The following is a 12,495-nucleotide window of genomic DNA, read 5'->3' on the forward strand; positions in this document are numbered from 1 at the left end:
TCCCTGAGAGAGGCCCGGCGCCACCAAACGGATCGGAAATCTTCATCGTTCAGGCCAACGTCGGACTAATTTACGTCAAATAAATTATGCATGTGCGACGAAACACTCAATAGGTGGAATGATGCGCCGCCCACCGGAGAACACGTCCATTTCGACCCCGGTCTTACACACGCGTGACGCGGAAATACCGTGGGGCTGGATCGCGGCCGTCGTCATTCCCGTACTTTTGCTCGCTCCAGCGATCTGGAACGGCTATCCGCTGCTTCAATATGATACGGGCGGCTATCTGGCGCGATGGTATGAAGGCCATCTCGAGATCAGCCGTTCGAACGCGTATGGCATCTACCTTCATTTGGGACAGGGCTCGTACTTCTGGATCAATTTGGTATGCCAGGCGCTGCTGACGCTGTGGATCCTGCATTTGACCTTGCGCGTGCTCAACATGGCGCAGCCATTGCGGCTTCTCGCAATCGCCCTGATCCTCATCACGGCTACCGCGCTACCGTGGCTCGCCAGCATGCTGCTAACCGACATTTTCGCGGGGCTGGCGGTGCTCGCGCTCTACATCCTCGTGGTGCATAACGGCAAGCTTTCGATCGTCGAGAAGATCTCGCTGTTTCTGTTTACGTCCTTCGCGGCGGCGAGCCACACAGCGACGTTCGGGGTCCTGTTGGGACTGTGTTGTGCGGGGTGGATCGTCAAGCCATTGCTCGGCCCAAGGCTTCAGATCACAGGGCTGGTTCAGGGTTCCCTGACGATCCTTGCCGGCGCGGCCATGCTACTGGCTGCCAATGTCTTTTTGACAGGCCGGCTTGCCTGGACGCCCGGTGGCGCCTCCGTCTCGTTCGGACGCATGATGCAGGACGGCATCGTCGCACGCTATCTCAACGACCACTGCGACAAGATCAAGTTGAAGCTCTGCCCCTACCGCAATCAACTGCCGGCAACAGCGGATGATTTCCTTTGGGGCAATGACACCATATTCGACAAACTCGGCCGCTTCGAGGGGATGAACGGCGAGATGGAATTCATCGCCACGCATGCACTGGTCGCCTACCCTCTCTGGCAGGCCGAAGCTGCGGCCGAAGCAACGGCAGAGCAACTCGTGGAAGTCAGCACCGGCGAAGGCAATACCGGATGGATCCCGCACACCTACGGCATCATCGAACGCTATTTGCCAGAGCAGGTGAAGGCTATGCGCGCCGCGCAGCAGCAGCACTGGAATATCAAATTCACGGCCATTAACTGGATTCACGTCCCGGTCGCGCTCGCCTCGATGCTGTTGCTCGCTGCGATCGCGCTGACGGCGTTATGGCGGCGGCGTATCGACGACGTCGAACTTCTTGCAGCGACGGTTTGCGTGGCATTGCTCGGTAATGCGTTTATCTGCGGCGTTATATCAGGCCCCCACGACCGCTACGGCGCGCGCATGGTCTGGATCGCAACGTTCGTGGTGCTGATCGCGGCGGCGAGGTTCCTCGCCAGTCGCTACGGTTGGCTTCACGGCCGGCGTGACAGAAATCTCAGCACGCCTTCCTTGTAGACCTTGTCTCCCACAGCACGCATGTGGTCGCGGTTGGGAATGTTCAACACCTCCGCACCGGGGATCACGTCCGCTAGCTCCTGCGCCGATCCTGCGATCTCGTCTTTCGTGCCGACCGCTATCAGCGTTGGCACCTCGATGCCGGCGACTTCAGCTTCCGTCATCAGCCGCCGTGATCCGCGCAAACACGCCGCCAGGGCGCGTCGATCAGATCGGGTCTGATCGGCAAAGACCCGGAACGTCCGGCCGAACGGATCGGTCACGTCATCCAGCGACGGTGCCTCCAGCGCCCTGGCTACGCTTTCGCCCGGACCGCCCCCCTTAATCAGTCCGATACCCAGACCGCCGAAAATTCCGGAGCGCACCCGTTCAGGCCGAGTTCGCGCCAGAATTCCCATCATCCTGGCGCCGAGCGAATATCCCATGACATCCGCGCGCGCGATGGCAAGATGATCCATCAACGCCGTGATGTCGCTCGCCATCGTGCCGATGTGATAGTCTTCCGGATCGTAGAGCTTGCTGGAATCGCCGTGGCCGCGGTTGTCAAACGCGATTGTCCGGAATCCGTTTTTGCGCAATTCCGACACCCAGGTCGGATACACCCAGTTCACGTTCTTGCTCGACGCAAAGCCGTGCACAAGAACGATGGGATCGCCATCGCCCTCGTCGAGGTAGGCAATTTCAACATCGCCGTGATGAAAGCTCGGCATCAGCGCTTCCGTGATCTGGATGGAGACGGGATGGCTAGCAACGATCGATGAGACGTTTACGTCGGCGACGGCGCGGCGGACAGCCGACGCAGACGCCTGATTTTTGAACGTTGCAGCCATGAGAGCGTCAGGCGCTCGGTCGTGGCCTTGATCGATGACAGAAAACCAAACAGCGCGAAAACCGCGCTAAGCACCCACATCGCCAGATTGAACGCGCCGGTCGTGAGTAGCAGCGCACCCCGGCCCAGAATCTTGATGATGGCGCGGGTCTGTCCGCCTTTGGCCTCGGCGAGCCGCACAGCGCGGGTGACATCTTTTGGCCCTTGAGCGATCCGTAACATGTCGAGCGCGCCGCGCGTCCCGGTCTTTTCACCGATGCGGCCAACATCCTTGGCGAGCCGCACCAGTCCGCCGGCCTTCTCGGCGCGGATCGCGGCCCTGATCGCGACGGCTGTCTGACGCGGCCGCGCCAGCGACCCCGCAGCGACCGCATTTTGCAGTTGCCGCATGTCGACCATCTCGCGCGCCGAACGACCTGCCCATCGGCTCAGGCCTTCACCGAGCCGCCCAGCCTTCCTGGCATCCTTAACAAGCGTCAGTCCGACTCGGGCCGGTGCTGCGCCGCCAACGGTCACGAAAGTGGCCCCCGTCACGAGGACGCCTGCCGCGGCGAGCCCCAGAAGCAGCCGGTCGGTATCCTCGCCCATCGCCAGATGCCTGCCCTCCCGCACGATGTCCCGGACATCACCAAATACGCAAAGGTCGCCGGTGAGCGTGCCCGAAAGACTGGCCCCGTCGACGGCATTGCCTGTGACAAGCCCAGAGAAGAATCTCGTTGCGATACCTTGGCTGGAATTTTCTTCTCCGACGGCCTCGGTGACGCGTTGAGACAGTTTGTCCGGGATCGGCATTCCCTTGGCCGCCGCAAGATCGACGAAGCTGTTTGCAAGATCTGGATCCTGCGCCGCTAGCGCCGCCTCGACGTTCCGCCCGATCAGCGCAGGATCGTTTCGAAGTGCGGATTCCAGCTGAAGATCGGCAAGCTGCACGGGGTCATCCTGCGCGATCAGCATGGCGCCGGCATCCGTGGCGCGTGGCAACAACACAGCGAACGCTGTTGCACACACCGCGGCTGCCGTTATCGCGCTGCCAATTTGCCGTCGCATGCCGCCTTTCAAGCACAGCTTTTCCGATCAAAAAAGGACTTCTCTCAAACGACAGGAATATGTCGAATTTGCATGGATAACGGACTGCCAAAATTTGCAAATCTGTTTCCGGCGAGCGCTGTTTTCGAGCGACATGGATCACGGTCCGCGTGAAGAAAACGCGTCAAAACAACAATCTAGAGCTTAGCTTCTGATTCAATCAAAAGCGAAAATGCTCTAGGAATTCGAAGCGCCGGCCAGTATGGTGCCGCGCGATCTCGTTGCGTTATGGGCGCGTCAATGTCTCGCAACGACTTGAGGTGGAAAGCATGTCTGATCACGTAGTCCCCCACTTCCATAACGATTCCGGCGTCGCCGTTATTGAAATCGGCTCGCAGGAATTCATGTGCGTCGGGGCCAATCCACCATTCGATCATCCGCACGTCTTTCTTGATCTCGGCAACGATAGCGAAGTCATCTGCCCGTATTGCTCGACACTGTACCGTTTCGCGGCCGATCTCGGCGCCGGACAGTCCCGTCCCCCAGAGTGCGTGGTAAGGGACAAGGCGGCCTGATCCGCCTGTGACACGGTCACGGTCACGCACCGTCGTTGTCGCCGGCGCCGGAATCGGAGGCTTGACGGCATCGCTTGCGCTGGCGGCGAAGGGTTGTCGTGTCCTTATCATCGAAACCGCTGAACGCCTCGAAGGGGTCGGCGCGGGGCTGCAACTTTCGCCGAACGCAACCCGCGTCCTGATCGAACTCGGCTTGCATGCGCGGCTATCCGCCCGCGCGCTCGCGCCAGAAGCTGTCAGCATCATGAGTGCGCGGCACGGCGACGAGATCTGCCGTATCCCGCTTGGCGAGACAGCCGCGTTGCGCGCCGGCGCGCCCTATTGGGTGATGCATCGCGCCGACCTGCAGGCCGCGCTGCTGGAACAGGTTCACGACCATCCTGATATCGAATTGCGTCTCGGCGCCAGGGTTGAAGACGCAGCCGCGTTCGCCATCGGCGCCAAGGCAACTGTATGCGACGATACGGCTGGCGCTCAGGAGACCGCGTGGGCGCTTATAGGCGCCGACGGCGTGTGGTCCGCTTTGCGCAGTCGGCTTTTTCCGGACGCTGCTCCGCTGTTTTCCGGCCTAATTGCGTGGCGCGGGACCGTGGAGGCAGCACAGTTGCCGCACGACATGACCGCGCCGCGCATACAGCTCTGGATGGGTCCGGATGCGCATCTCGTGACATATCCGATGTCAGGCGGGGACCAGATCAACTTGATCGCAATCGTGCCGGGCGGCTGGAATCAGCCCGGCGGGAACGCTGCCGGAGATACTGCGGATATCAAACGCACGTTCGCACAAGCGCACTGGCCTGAACCGGCGCACGTGATGATCGACGCCGTGAACCGTTGGCACAAATGGGCGCTGTTCACAATTCCGCCGATGGCTGCGTGGCACCGCGATACAACCGCCCTGCTTGGCGATGCAGCCCATGCGATGCTGCCGTTCGTTGCGCAGGGTGCGGGTATGGCGATCGAGGATGCCGCGGTTCTGGCGCAGTGTCTCGGCGAAGCCGCGAACGAAAACGCCGAGGGCGTCGCGGCTGCACTTGCGCGTTATACCAGGCTACGTCGCGCGCGCGTTGCGCGTGTCCAAGAGACCGCACAACTGAATGGGCGAATCTACCATCTCCGAGGTGTCGCCGCTTTGGCGCGCGATCTTGCCATCAGGGCGATGGGACCGCAGCGTATGCTGGCGCGTCAGGAGTGGATCTATAGCTGGCAGCCCTGAACCGAGCGGACTCTGGCTCATCGCTGTCCGTCGTTGGGCCGATCGTCGGAGATCATTTAACGGCGCCGTCGGAGCGCCTCGGTGCAACGCGGGGCTCGCTCGCCGGCGTCTGCTGCGCGGTCGAAGCCGCGTCACACCCGTTCCGTCGCCACGTTTCGTCGGCAAGTTTAGCCGAGGCACGAGTGGTAATGTAGTCGTTGCGATACGCTACTTCGGCAACGGCGGCACCCGCGACACCCGTATGAGCCTTTTCGATCAACCCCTGCAACGTTGCCGTGCGCACCGCCAGAGATTTGCGCTGCGCATCAAGCTGCGGGCAATCATAGAGATCATACGTCGCGGGATCGACGAATGCGCCCGAGACGGCACCGTCGCCGAGATTGGCGCAACCGCCAAGACCGCCGCCCATGATCAGCAGAGTAATGAACACGGGTAACCGCCGACGACGGCCGATCCGGTTGGGCATTGTTCCCCATTCAAGCCGAGCCAAGCGCCCGCCGAACTGCCAAAAAGCACCGGCTCGTGACGGCATTGAGGCCGCTCGTGCGATCAGGCGTTGGCGGTTCACGCCCACTCGCCCTTGCGAAAGACTGGGACACGACTGCCGTCGCTGCTGATGCCATCAATATCGGTCTCGCCTGACCCGATCATCCAGTCGATGTGAATGAAGCTCTTGTTGCCGCCTTGCGCCGCGATCTGCTCCGGCGACAGCTTCTCGCCATCGACGAAGCACTTCGAATAGCATTGGCCGAGTGCGATGTGGCACGCCGCGTTCTCGTCGAACAACGTGTTATAGAATAACAAGCCGCTTTTCGAAATCGGCGAGGAATGCGGCACCAACGCGACCTCTCCGAGCCGCCGCGCGCCCTCATCCGTATCCAGCACCTTGTTGAGCACGTCGGCGCCGCGCGACGCCTTGGCCTCGACGATGCGACCCTGCTCGAAGCGGACGGCGATCTCGTCTATCAATGTGCCTTGATACGACAGCGGCTTAGTGCTTCGGACGCGCCCCTCGACCCGCAATGCATGAGGAGTGGTAAAAACCTCCTCGGTCGGGATATTCGCGTTGAAAACGATGCCATTATTGGCCGCGGAAGCGCCGCCCACCCATTCATGGCCGTCGGCCAGGCCAACCGTGAGGTCGGTGCCTGGCCCGGAGTAATGCAGAGCATGAAAGCGCTGGCTATTGAGCCAATCTGTGCGCTGGCGCAGGGCCGCGTTGTGTGCGGTCCAGTTCGCGATCGGATCATCGTTGTCGACGCGCGAGGCGGAGAAAATCGCGTCCGCAAGTTTCGCCACCGCGCCGTCTACGCTGTCATCCGGAAACATCAATCTTGCCCACGCTGTACCCGGATAAGCGACGATATTCCAGTTGATGTCAAAACCGACAATCTTCTCAAGCGCCGGCTGGTAGGCCATGGAATTCGCCTTGTTGGCGCGGGCGACTTTCGCTGCATCCTCACCCGACAGCAGCATCGGATTGTCGCCGACCACGGCGAGCCGCGCGGTGTTGGCCGCGAATGCTTTCGCCATGCCCTCATAGAGCCAGCTGGCGGCACGATCGAAACTCGCGTCCGGCCCGAACCTGTAGCGTGACAACGTGATGTCGTCATCGGAGAAAAATGGCGTCACCAGCCCCGCCCCTGCCTTGTAGGCATGTTCGGCGATCCGCCGCACCAGAGGCAGCGCCACCGCGGGCGCGGTGATTAAAAGATCCTGTCCCGGCGCAAGTTGCAGGCCGACCTTGACCGCGACTTCCGCGAGACGATCCAGCTTCACCGGATCGATCGGCGTAACGATATGACGCTGATGCTGGGTCATGCGAGCTTATCCTAAGCAACAGAGCGGCCTGATTAGGGCCGCGGACTAACTATCAGGCGTCGTTTTGAAACGCCCGACCAAGCGCTCCCCGTCCCATATTTCCACGTGACGAACGCCCACTATTTTCTTTGCAGCTTCGATCGCCTGAGCGTCATCCGCTTTCACTATGAGCGTGTCGCTCTGGATGTGGCCCTTGTCGTTGAGGATGTAGACTCGATAATCGGTCACCTGTCCTATCTCCAGATTTTCGCTGTCACCGGTGCGCTTACGGGCAGAGTAAAATTTCGCCAGCCATCGATCCCCTGCCCCTCACCGGGCGTCCTTCTTTCAGCAGAGCCAACGCGGGTCTAAGAAGTGGTGCCCCCAACCCGAGTCGAACGGGTACGTCCCTGACGGGACTACAGATTTTAAGTCCACGGCGTGTATAGTCAAGTTATTGTTTTTGTTGTATTTTTTAAATTTCATTTGTGCTATGTGTAAAATAACGTGAAAAAACGACCGTTTCTTGTTGCTTCGAACTGCCCCTAATGGGACCCGCGCCCTGACAAAACAAGGAGTCCGACGAGTCCGCTCAAGAGGCTTTTACAGCCTCGCAAAGAGGGAATACACCCTCGTCATCTGTCAGGCAGCCTCTCGATGCACTCGGGGGGAACTGCGCCCTTTATAATCTTCGACCGGTTAGCAATTGCTTATCCGTTTAAGCAACGTTTTGCATCGTTAAAAAGGCGACTGAATTATCAACGCAGCAACTACAGTGGACTACTTAAGGAAATGCCGTGCGACAAAACCTCCTCTTGCGGCTCTTGCTCGGGCAATGAGCGAAGTCGCGCCAATATTTCGGTCGACGGGCGCGCAAGATTGACAGTCATGAACCGAATTCGATGTCCTTGAATTGTTACACTCTCGTCAACGTCCGCATCGATCACGGGATGGAGCAATATGCCTTCCGCTTTATTTGAAAGCGGATCGCCATCCTTCTCCTGCGTGCGAAGATAGGCAAAAATCTGATAAATATAGCCGCTTTTCAAAACGGCCTCGCGATAGGCCGTTTTGGCGAAGATCCCAGTGAATTTTGTATCTATCACAATACGACGGCCCGCTGAGGGGCGGTCCAGAATAATGTCTGTTTTCATGTTCGGCATTACGGCGTCGATTCCTGCTGAAGGCTCTTCCATCGGCCAATAGAACCATTTTCCTTGATAAATGCGCCAGCCCGAGCTCGCGTCCAATTCAGCAGCAAAGAAATTTCCGACAGCCTTCTCGAAGAGTTTTCGAACCAGAATTTCATCTCGCTCCAGGCGAGTAAGAGAGTGATCACCCGCATCTTCGGTGGGTAAGACAAGGTCGAACACGATCTTGGCGAGTGTCACCATCAGTCTATCATCGGCGTCATGGCGCGCGATTTGGTCGGCTGCGAGCTCTTCTCTAGACGGACGAACGCCACTGACGCCAATCCTTCCGAGATCGCCCGCAAGGTTGCGGCAGCGGTGTGCCAAATTGGTATCAGAAATTCGCGTTGCTACAGCGTCGAGCGCCGCTCGCACGAGGCGATTACGTGGTGTGTTTATCGTATGGTCTTCGAAACGGCATGCGACCAAGCCTTGTGACAGCAATCCATGCGAGTAAGTTCGCATTATATCGATGCGGCCCCGAACGCGTGTTAGGACATCCTCCTTGCGGATGTAGTTCCGGCTAAGATTGCGTCGGAGACGCCTTTCGACAGCGTAGGAAAGTAGCCGAGCGATAAGACTAGGAAGATCGGGTGCTTCCTCTACGTCGGCTTCAAATCGTCCGAGAAAACTGCCGAGATCCGATGCGTACAAAAGAAGCAACCAAAGATTTCTCACAGGGATACGACCAATAAGCTCCCCGGCCTCTTGTGGCTCATCAAAAATTTCCGAAGTCACGCTAATCATGCCAAGAGGCGGCGTTTGGCTTCAGCAGCCTTTTCAGGCGCGTCGAACCAGTATTCTTCTAACAGAGGGCCAATTTCGGTCTGAACAATCTGTTCAAACCAAGCGCCGCCATCAGGGATGGTTGCGCCTTCCTGCGGTGTGACGTAGCTGTGACCGATCCGGAATTGTGCTCCTAAAGACCGGTCATTCGAGATCGCTTGATTGAGCGCAACGACTTTTTGCTCGATCATTTCAATCGTTGCTTTATCGAGCCCCACCTTTTCGGCACACCATGCTTGCCAGAGAGGACCAAGCTGAGGTTCAAGCGAGAGAAAGGCGAATCTCCGCCGTAATGCAAGGTCAACGAGGGCAAGCGATCGGTCCGCAATATTCATCGTGCCAATAACATGAAGATTCGGCGGAATATGGATGCGCTCACCGTCTCGGCTGTAAGCTAGTTCCAGCGCCTCTTCTGGCCGTCGTTTCGTGTCCTCAAGCAGCGTAAGCATCTCGCCAAAAACCTGAGCCGGGTTGCCACGATTTATCTCTTCAATAATTAACACGAATGGCTCCGGGACAGCGGATGCTGCCTGAACCAGCTTGAGGAAGACACCATCGACGAGTTCTAATTTTCCTCCTTCCGTCGGACGCCAACCTCGAACAAAGTCCTCGTAAGATAATGACGGATGAAACTGTACGACGCGGGTGCGTGCGCGCGCGACTTTACGATCCTTTGTTCCAATCAACGCATATGCAAGTCTCTTGGCGAGCCAGGTCTTACCTGTTCCCGGCGGGCCCTGAAGAATTATGTTCTTTTTCTCTGCTAAGCGTTGGAGTGCTGATTCGAGAGTTTTCGGGGGAAGGAAGCAACCTTCTTTTGCGATGTCACCGACGGCATAGGTGGGAACATCCGCTACCTCAGCGTCAGCTTCAGTTTCTTCCTGGTCAACGAAGAACGACTCCAGGCTGGCCGTTGTCGTACTGGCAGAGAATTTTCGCGAAAAATATGGAACGCGCGTCCAGAACTGAAAATCTTGCTGCAAATCAGCGAAGGTGAAGAGGATTAGCCGCCGCGCCAAATCATCATCTGGGTCAGCTTGGTGCAATGTAGTTCTGTATGTGTAGAGAAACCAATCGCGCGGCGGATTGAGCGGGACCCAGTCAACTCGAACAGTCTTCCCGTCGTTAAGATTCTCGCGGACGGTGCCGACAGCCTTGATACGCATGCATGAGACGGACTTCCCACCGGCCTCGAACGGAAGATTGTGCTTCTTAACAAATGAAGATTTGATGGCGATCCGATCTCCGGGTTTTATCTTTCGAACAAGATCGGAAAATTTCTCGTCGTAGCCGTTTTGCCAGATACCTTCCTGCAAGAAGCGATCAAGCTGATCGCCTTCGCTCCACGCTGCCCCGGCAAACCAGAATTGACGTGACGAATCATCAAAGAGTTCGGCAACGGCTTCGGTGCCGATAGGCGCGGGCGATTCTTCGTCGTCGTCCTCCCATCCGCGAGCCCTAATTTCCTTGAACAACGCGAGGGAGGATGACGCATCCAGCGTGGTGTCGCGGCCTTCTTGCGTCAACACCCATTTCCCGCGTTGGCTGTCATCGATAAGGCCTCCCTTCACAAGATAGAAGCGAGCCCAACCAATCTTGTTCTGAAAGCCCGCATTGCCTCCCTTGGTGGTTGCGTCGATCTCGGATTTGGGTAGGTCGCCATTGGCTACTATCCAATCATAGACGTCCTTCGGCTTGCCTTCGCCTCCCAGCGCCCGTAAGGCCTCCAGAACTGGCCCGAAGTACTGGACGAAGCGCGGGCCCGCAGGGTTTGTGGCGTCCCGTTTGCTGGACCCGAGTCCCAGAGTCTCTGGGGCTGTTGCTGCCCACGCAAAAACCTTCTGCTGCTCCTCTTTGACGAATTGTTCTGGGTCACCGACGGTAAGGCCTACATCCTTTGCAGCTGCAAGGAGCCCTTCGCGGGCGGTGCCGTCCAACTTGCCTGTATCGACGTCGCCCTTATTAACAACAATGGCGCTCGGAATCGGCCAGCCCCGCTCGTGCGTTAACCGAACGAGCTGTCCCAGATGCTGCGGCATTCGTCGCCATGCTGCGTTCCATGGAACGTCGCTCGCCTCTGCAATTTCGCTATAGCTTACGAAGCGATGCGCAAGAGCGGCCCTGCGTATAACCTCATAGGTCTTTTCTAAATTCAGCCGTTGTTCATCAACCATATTTCCCCCTCGGTCAGCCCCCCGTTATGACGCCTTCTTCAACCCACTCAAAACCACCCGAAAGCTGGTCAGACTCGATTAAGATTTTCAACTATGTCCTAGCGAGTTCTGAAAACCGACTTTCATCTAATAATTGTTCGACACCTAAAAATACTCTCAAAGTAGCCCGTTTTAGAATGCAACCTCATTAAGCGAAGTAACCACTGAGTAGTCGACCCCAAGAGAGTCGAAATGCTTGCGACCGCAGGCGATTTTCTGGTTCTCCTTGCAGCGCCGCTCCTCGCTGTCGAGCGTGCTCTTGGTCTCACGTACGAAATAGAGCTTCTCCTCGCGCTCGGTCACAAAGGCCCAGTCGGGATTATAGGTGCCGATGGGCGTATCGATCTTGAACCACGACGGCAGCTTGACGAAAAGCTTCACGTTCACATTGCTGTCGAGGTCGCGTGCGAACTGCTTCTCAACCTCGGATTCATAAACGATTGCATCGAAGAGCGACTTCTCCCGGTTCTGCACCTCATAGAGATTGCCGAGATACCGGACGATGCCGTCCTCGGCATCCTGCTCGATCCTGCTCATTTCCCAATGCTGACCTGCGACCTTCTCGTATTTAATCCCTTCCAGCATCAGGTCATGCAGGGCGCGTGAAATTTCCTTCGAAGCCGCCGCCATGAAAGCCTGCGGGTTGATCTTGAACTCACCTAGCCGCCCGGAGCGCTTGAGGATTTCAGCAAGCGTGTGACGGGTCAGCTCTGTCTCCTTTTGCAGGAAGGCGAGAATATCCGGCAAAACCTTCACCTGCTGCACGTCCCGGACCCGCGATGAAATCTGCCGGTCGGCAGAGACGCCCGCATCGGTAATATCGACTTCAACGACTGTGGTCTCGATGCGCGCTGCCTTGATCGGCTCGATCTGCTTGATGCGGGAGAGAGCCCGCTCGATCAAGTCAGCGGTCTCAAATGTCACGCGGTAACGGGTGCGATGCTTGATCTTATCCCAGAGCGCCTGGAAGTCGGCGCTGAGATGCACTTCTTTCCGGAATTTCAGGGTCCGCTCATCGCGGACATTGACGATGCGATTCTTGAAGAGTTTGCGGTTCACCTCGTCGGTGATTTCCGCCCGGAGATCGGCAAATGCGTCCGAAACCTCCAGCTTGAAGTGGGGGTTCTTCGGATCAAATTTCTCCAGAATGTCGCCGGACGCATTGAGATAGCCCTTCGCTACCAGCTCGGCCCAAATCTTGGCCGACTCGTCCTGGCCTAGGGTCCGGACTCATAACCAGTAACTGACCAGCGCAGCGATGCAGACGGCTGCGAGGAAATTGATTGCGAGACGATCATATCTGGTGGCGATGCGGCG

The 12,495-nt window shown here is 57.9% G+C and carries 11 protein-coding genes and 1 pseudogene; 3 read left to right on the forward strand and 9 right to left on the reverse strand.

Annotation, left to right across the window (positions count from 1 at the left end):
• Nucleotides 1–121: 121 nt before the first annotated feature.
• The gene (locus B2M20_RS11515; protein WP_079447201.1) at nt 122–1,543 is read left to right on the forward strand and encodes a hypothetical protein; all 1,422 of its coding nucleotides are present in this window, start codon (nt 122–124) and stop codon (nt 1,541–1,543) included.
• Here the strand turns inward: B2M20_RS11515 and B2M20_RS11520 are convergent.
• Both B2M20_RS11520 and B2M20_RS11525 read right to left on the reverse strand, forming a co-directional pair.
• Nucleotides 1,501–2,253 carry an alpha/beta fold hydrolase gene (locus tag B2M20_RS11520; RefSeq protein ID WP_079447200.1) on the reverse strand — a complete coding sequence of 251 codons (753 nt, stop codon included), beginning with the start codon at nt 2,251–2,253 and terminating at the stop codon, nt 1,501–1,503. The two genes, B2M20_RS11515 and B2M20_RS11520, sit on opposite strands and share 43 nt — an antisense overlap.
• A 56-nt stretch (nt 2,254–2,309) precedes the next feature.
• Nucleotides 2,310–3,419, reverse strand: a complete 1,110-nt coding sequence (locus B2M20_RS11525) for a hypothetical protein (protein WP_079447179.1) — start codon at nt 3,417–3,419, stop codon at nt 2,310–2,312.
• A 308-nt stretch (nt 3,420–3,727) separates the two neighbouring features.
• Here B2M20_RS11525 and B2M20_RS11530 point away from each other — a divergent pair, with 308 nt between their 5' ends.
• Entirely contained in the window at nt 3,728–3,973 is a 246-nt protein-coding gene (locus tag B2M20_RS11530) for a zinc-finger domain-containing protein (RefSeq protein ID WP_079447202.1), read from the forward strand.
• A 61-nt stretch (nt 3,974–4,034) separates the two neighbouring features.
• Complete coding sequence (locus B2M20_RS11535; protein WP_244553497.1) at nt 4,035–5,189, forward strand: FAD-dependent monooxygenase; 1,155 nt, start codon at nt 4,035–4,037, stop codon at nt 5,187–5,189.
• 52 nt (nt 5,190–5,241) lie between these two features.
• Here the strand turns inward: B2M20_RS11535 and B2M20_RS11540 are convergent, their stop codons facing one another.
• The 7 genes and pseudogenes from B2M20_RS11540 to B2M20_RS19110 form a co-directional block, all read right to left on the reverse strand.
• Nucleotides 5,242–5,655 carry a twin-arginine translocation pathway signal gene (locus tag B2M20_RS11540; RefSeq protein ID WP_079447203.1) on the reverse strand — a complete coding sequence of 138 codons (414 nt, stop codon included), beginning with the start codon at nt 5,653–5,655 and terminating at the stop codon, nt 5,242–5,244.
• A gap of 98 nt (nt 5,656–5,753) precedes the next feature.
• Nucleotides 5,754–7,010: an aminopeptidase gene (locus B2M20_RS11545; protein ID WP_079447181.1), complete on the reverse strand. Its 1,257-nt coding sequence runs from the start codon at nt 7,008–7,010 to the stop codon at nt 5,754–5,756.
• 45 nt (nt 7,011–7,055) lie between these two features.
• Nucleotides 7,056–7,238, reverse strand: a complete 183-nt coding sequence (locus B2M20_RS11550; protein WP_079447182.1) for a hypothetical protein — start codon at nt 7,236–7,238, stop codon at nt 7,056–7,058.
• A gap of 521 nt (nt 7,239–7,759) precedes the next feature.
• Nucleotides 7,760–8,917 (reverse strand): 5-methylcytosine-specific restriction endonuclease system specificity protein McrC, encoded by a 1,158-nt coding sequence (mcrC, locus tag B2M20_RS11555; protein WP_244553498.1) that lies wholly within the window; start codon nt 8,915–8,917, stop codon nt 7,760–7,762.
• Nucleotides 8,918–8,922: 5 nt separating this feature from the next.
• Nucleotides 8,923–11,139, reverse strand: a complete 2,217-nt coding sequence (locus B2M20_RS11560) for an AAA family ATPase (RefSeq protein WP_087881167.1) — start codon at nt 11,137–11,139, stop codon at nt 8,923–8,925.
• A 171-nt stretch (nt 11,140–11,310) separates the two neighbouring features.
• Nucleotides 11,311–12,237, reverse strand: a complete 927-nt coding sequence (locus B2M20_RS11565) for a restriction endonuclease (protein WP_244553499.1) — start codon at nt 12,235–12,237, stop codon at nt 11,311–11,313.
• Between the two features lie 171 nt (nt 12,238–12,408).
• Nucleotides 12,409–12,495: pseudogene (locus tag B2M20_RS19110) on the reverse strand (IS5/IS1182 family transposase); the annotation flags it as partial.

It is taken from the genome of Nitrobacter vulgaris, from assembly GCF_002028545.1.
Lineage (GTDB): Bacteria > Pseudomonadota > Alphaproteobacteria > Rhizobiales > Xanthobacteraceae > Nitrobacter > Nitrobacter vulgaris.

What these genes read in the sequence shown, in the direction of transcription:
- B2M20_RS11545 (WP_079447181.1), bottom strand. Translation starts at nt 7,010, where the DNA reads ATGACCCAGCATCAGCGTCATATCGTTACGCCGATCGATCCGGTGAAG.
- B2M20_RS11540 (WP_079447203.1), bottom strand. Translation starts at nt 5,655, where the DNA reads ATGCCCAACCGGATCGGCCGTCGTCGGCGGTTACCCGTGTTCATTACT.
- B2M20_RS11560 (WP_087881167.1), bottom strand. Translation starts at nt 11,139, where the DNA reads ATGGTTGATGAACAACGGCTGAATTTAGAAAAGACCTATGAGGTTATA.
- B2M20_RS11530 (WP_079447202.1), top strand. Translation starts at nt 3,728, where the DNA reads ATGTCTGATCACGTAGTCCCCCACTTCCATAACGATTCCGGCGTCGCC.
- B2M20_RS11520 (WP_079447200.1), bottom strand. Translation starts at nt 2,253, where the DNA reads ATGCCGAGCTTTCATCACGGCGATGTTGAAATTGCCTACCTCGACGAG.
- B2M20_RS11525 (WP_079447179.1), bottom strand. Translation starts at nt 3,419, where the DNA reads ATGCGACGGCAAATTGGCAGCGCGATAACGGCAGCCGCGGTGTGTGCA.
- B2M20_RS11515 (WP_079447201.1), top strand. Translation starts at nt 122, where the DNA reads ATGCGCCGCCCACCGGAGAACACGTCCATTTCGACCCCGGTCTTACAC.